The 4,054-nt window shown below is 57.1% G+C and carries 5 protein-coding genes; 3 read left to right on the forward strand and 2 right to left on the reverse strand.

The features are described from left to right. The coding region (locus AC1DLB_RS23465; RefSeq protein ID WP_477785728.1) for a hypothetical protein at positions 1-431 on the reverse strand (431 nt) is incomplete at its 3' end. 348 nt (positions 432-779) lie between these two features. Here AC1DLB_RS23465 and AC1DLB_RS23470 point away from each other — a divergent pair. Then, the gene (locus AC1DLB_RS23470; RefSeq protein ID WP_086945340.1) at positions 780-1,340 is read left to right on the forward strand and encodes a lipid-binding SYLF domain-containing protein; all 561 of its coding nucleotides are present in this window, start codon (positions 780-782) and stop codon (positions 1,338-1,340) included. A gap of 98 nt (positions 1,341-1,438) precedes the next feature. On the opposite strand, the gene AC1DLB_RS23475 is transcribed toward AC1DLB_RS23470, so the two are convergent. Next, positions 1,439-2,377, reverse strand: coding sequence for a LysR family transcriptional regulator (locus tag AC1DLB_RS23475; RefSeq protein ID WP_192351389.1), 939 nt, complete (start codon positions 2,375-2,377; stop codon positions 1,439-1,441). Positions 2,378-2,493: 116 nt separating this feature from the next. Between AC1DLB_RS23475 and AC1DLB_RS23480 the strand changes: the two genes are divergently transcribed. Further along, positions 2,494-3,252, forward strand: a complete 759-nt coding sequence (locus AC1DLB_RS23480; RefSeq protein ID WP_019649478.1) for a sulfite exporter TauE/SafE family protein — start codon at positions 2,494-2,496, stop codon at positions 3,250-3,252. Between the two features lie 89 nt (positions 3,253-3,341). Beyond that, complete coding sequence (locus AC1DLB_RS23485; protein WP_064616891.1) at positions 3,342-3,881, forward strand: hypothetical protein; 540 nt, start codon at positions 3,342-3,344, stop codon at positions 3,879-3,881. Positions 3,882-4,054 lie beyond the last annotated feature (173 nt).

Genomic DNA, 4,054 nt, shown 5'->3' on the forward strand with positions numbered 1-4,054 from the left:
CCGTTGACCTGCGCCTCAATGCTGACCAGTACGTCGCCCGCATGGTAGGTGGGTAGGATTTCATTGGCATACGTGCGCACACCGGCGCCTACAGGTATTGCCACGTAAGAGGGGGCCACGGCTTTGGTGGCGGCAGTGAAGGCAGTGGCTGCAAGGTTGGCGATGGTGGTGCGCTGGGCATTGAGGGCGTCGCCCTGTTGCCGGGTCAGCGGCTTGGAGATACCGATCATCATCACGCACGGCAAGCTCTTGGCCTGCATCTTGTCGTACAGCTCGACGACCTTGCTGTTGACCTCATAATGGGCGCTTTTCGCCTCGCCAAAATGCAGCTCGCGCAGGCGTCCGCGTTCGCTGTCGGTAAGGGTGATCTGCGAGACGTTGAAGACGATCCCGTGAATGCCCATGTATTGGAAAGTCCCTTCGAACTTCATCGCCCGCATCCTTTCGAGGCAAAGACGGCGATTCTCTACAAGGAGCGCATTGGATTCAAATCATTTCACCCTGCTGGCAAGGTGTGTACTCGGTTTGTCAGTACTTGAATGATGCCAGCGCCTTGTCAGGCACCCGTTTTGTTTTTTTCGAACCCGGCCAACACGCAGAGGTCGAAACCAGTGATGGCATCGCTACTGATCACAGGCCTCTGGCCTGCTTCATTCAAGGGCGACGCCAGTAGCTCACACACTTTAGGGTGCGCCGGATAATTTCAGCAGGCCCGGATTCTGCCGAGGGCAGGTGCTGACTGCTGCTCACATCCAATGCTCCCGTATCGGAGTACTAACATGACTCAGTCAATGCGGTTCTTCCTATCGATCGTCCTTGCGACAGCCTCACTGGCATCGGCAAGTTTCCTGAACACTGCTGGTGCGGCAACCGCCGAGGATCTGAATGTCGACTCTCGGCAAGCGTTGCAAACGCTCTACAAGGCCAGACCAGTTGCCGAAAAAATCTCACACGACGCTAAAGCGATTCTTGTCTTCCCGAAAATCATCAAGGCGGGCCTGGTGTTTGGCGGCAGCTATGGCGAAGGCGAATTGTTGATGGGTAAGAAAGTCGAGGACTATTACAACTCCGTAACCGGGTCCTGGGGGTTGCAGGCAGGCGCCCAGTCATATGGCTATGTGGTGTTCCTGATGACCGATAAAGCCGTGAACTATTTACGTGAAACCAAGGGTTGGGAAATTGGCGTAGGCCCCACTGTTGTTGTGGTTGATGAAGGGGTGGCGAAGAATCTGTCCAGCTCCACGCTGAAGGACGATGCTTACGCGTTCATTTTCGACCAGCAGGGATTAATGGCTGGGGTCAGCATCGAAGGAACCAAGATTTCCCGGATCAAGCGCTGAAACCGGTCGTTTGGCGCTTGCGGGCGCAAGCGGTGAAGTGAAATGAAAGCGGGCAGCCGAGTGGCGCCCGCTTTTTTATGTCCGCGATTCGTGATGCGTCAGGCCCCCTGGAGCGTTACTGCATGCTTTCGATCAAGACTTTCACCAAAACCACGGATCATCTCCAGCAACGACTTCACCCGCTGCGGCAGATTCCCGGCCGGGTACACCGCGTGCATCTGCGGGCTCTCACCACTGCTGGAGGTGAGTTTGTACTCGGGACAGACCCGCAGCAGGCGCCCCGCTTGCACTTCGGGCTCTGCCAGCCAGTCCGCCAGGCGGGCAATACCGAGGCCTGCCAGGGCCGCCTGGAACACCGCCGAACCGGAGTTGAAGCGAAATTTGGGATGAGCCCGAACGCTGATGGCCTGCGCCTCACTGCGAAAATTCCACTCTTTGAGAATCCGCGGCGCCGTGTGCAGGATCAGCGAGTGCGCCTCCAGCGCCTCGATGGAGTCGGGCATCCCGTGCCGCTCCAGATACTCGGGGCTGGCGTACAGATAACGTGAATAACTCCAGAGTGGAAAGCCGATCAGGTCACTGGATTGCGGATACCCGCCGCGAATCGAGAAGTCCAGTTTGCTCTTGGCCGGGTCGATGGTTTCATCGGTGAAAATCCCATCGACGTTCACGTCCGGATAACGCTCGGCGTACTGCGCGATCAGCCGGGGCAATACCCCGTGCCCGAGAAACTCGGGGGCGGAAAAGCGGACCCAGCCGTAGGCCTGGCCACTGATGCCGGCCAGGTCTTCATCCGCCTCACGTTGCAGATCCAGCATTTTGTAAGCGTGAGGCAACAAGCGCTCACCCGCCTCGGTCAAGCTCACGGCATTGGAGGAGCGATTGAACAACTTGACTCCAACACTTTCCTCCAAGGCCTGAACTGCGCGGGTCAGCGCGCTGGGAGAGCGCCCCAGAGTTCGTGCTGCCGCGACGAAGCTGCGCTTGCGAGCCACCGTCGCGAAGGCTTCAAGTTCCCCCAACATATCCAATGCCATGCGCCACCTCGTTGCACTTTTCACAACGTGGCATTGCAACACAAAAAAAGCGCTTTGGTTAACCTTCCGTTCAACCCCGGACTCTCACCCACCTTTCACCGTCAGAGCCTGATTCCATGATCGATATTGTCATCCTTTGCGTATTCGCCTTCTCTGCCGGCCTGATCGATGCGGCGGTGGGCGGCGGTGGACTGATCCAGATACCCGCGCTGTTCAACGTGCTACCCACGGCACAACCAGCGGCGCTGCTGGGGACCAACAAGGTTGCGGCAGCCTGCGGCACTGCATTCGCGGCCCGATCCTTCGTGCGCAAGGTGGTGATCAACTGGAGTCTGGTGATCCCCGCCGCCAGTGCGGCGTTTGTCATGTCCTTCTTCGGAGCGGCCACGGTGTCGTTCGTGCCACAGTCGGTGATCCGGCCAGCGGTGCTGGTGTTGATCGTGCTGATGGCGATCTACACCTTCTGGAAAAAGGACTTCGGTGCCCTGCACAAGCCCATGCACATCGGCACCAAGGAAAAACTGCTGGCGATCGTCATCGGCGGCGCCATCGGTTTCTACGACGGACTGTTCGGGCCCGGCACTGGCAGCTTCCTGATCTTCCTGTTCATCCGCTGCTTCGCCTTCGACTTCCTGCATGCCTCGGCGTCGGCCAAGCTGGTGAACATCGCCACCAACGTAGCAGCGCTGATGTTCTTCATTCCGACGGGGAACGTGCTCTACCTGATCGCCATCCCCATGGCCGCATTCAACATCCTCGGCGCGCTGACCGGCACCTGGCTGGCGGTTCATAAAGGCGTGCCCTTTGTCCGGGCGCTGTTCCTGGTGTTGCTGCTGATCCTGATCGGCAAACTGTCCTATGACCTGTTCGTGTAAGCGCGTTTTCTGCCGCTACACTCAAGCGGAGCAAGGCATTTCACATAGGCATTACGCCATTTCCATCGTCTATTGAGAGTGAGTCGTTCATGAACCGTCGATTGCTCACCGCTTTCATCGTGATTTCTCTTTCATGGACCAGTGCACAGGCCGGCTACTGGAAGGATTCAAACGGCAATCCAATCCCGGACACTGAATCAAGACGAACCATCGGAGAGTTTGGTGGCTCGCTGTTAATCACTTCCGATCCCGACTGGGAGAAAAAGTGGAATACGCCGGCCGAAACCACTCCAGTATTTACCGAAGCCCAAATAGTCAGCCGAGGTGAAAGGATCTTCGCGCTTACGTTTTTTGCAAACCCGAAGCTCAATGCCAATCACGAAGCCAACATCACGTGCGATTTGAAAGCCACAAGGCCGAACGGTACAGAATCGATCAATCAGCGAGATGCCGTTTGTTTTCAAGGGCGTCTTAAAGGGGATCCGAACAACATGTATCTCGCCGCCCCCGTGATCGGTTTCATCGGTGAGCCTGACGATCCCGTAGGCGTCTGGACGCTGGAAATCACCCTCAAAGACAACTTGCGCAAGGTAGTCATGCCGCTCAAAGCAACATTCACGCTGAAGTAAGTGGTTCTTTACACCGCTGACCACCGTTGTCAGCCTGGCTGTCGCGGCATAGAGCATCACTCCCAGCACCGCCAGATTGGCTGGGGTTGCCCACCACGTTTCAACCATTGTTGACGTCGATAGTCACCATCACGTCAATGAAGTTCTCATAAAAAATCCTCGGCGTAACATCC

The sequence above is a fragment of the Pseudomonas sp. 05N434 genome (assembly GCF_056396965.1).

Coding starts and splice junctions, on each gene's coding strand:
- AC1DLB_RS23470 (WP_086945340.1), top strand. CDS start 780: ATGACTCAGTCAATGCGGTTCTTCCTATCGATCGTCCTTGCGACAGCC.
- AC1DLB_RS23480 (WP_019649478.1), top strand. CDS start 2,494: ATGATCGATATTGTCATCCTTTGCGTATTCGCCTTCTCTGCCGGCCTG.
- AC1DLB_RS23485 (WP_064616891.1), top strand. CDS start 3,342: ATGAACCGTCGATTGCTCACCGCTTTCATCGTGATTTCTCTTTCATGG.
- AC1DLB_RS23475 (WP_192351389.1), bottom strand. CDS start 2,377: ATGGCATTGGATATGTTGGGGGAACTTGAAGCCTTCGCGACGGTGGCT.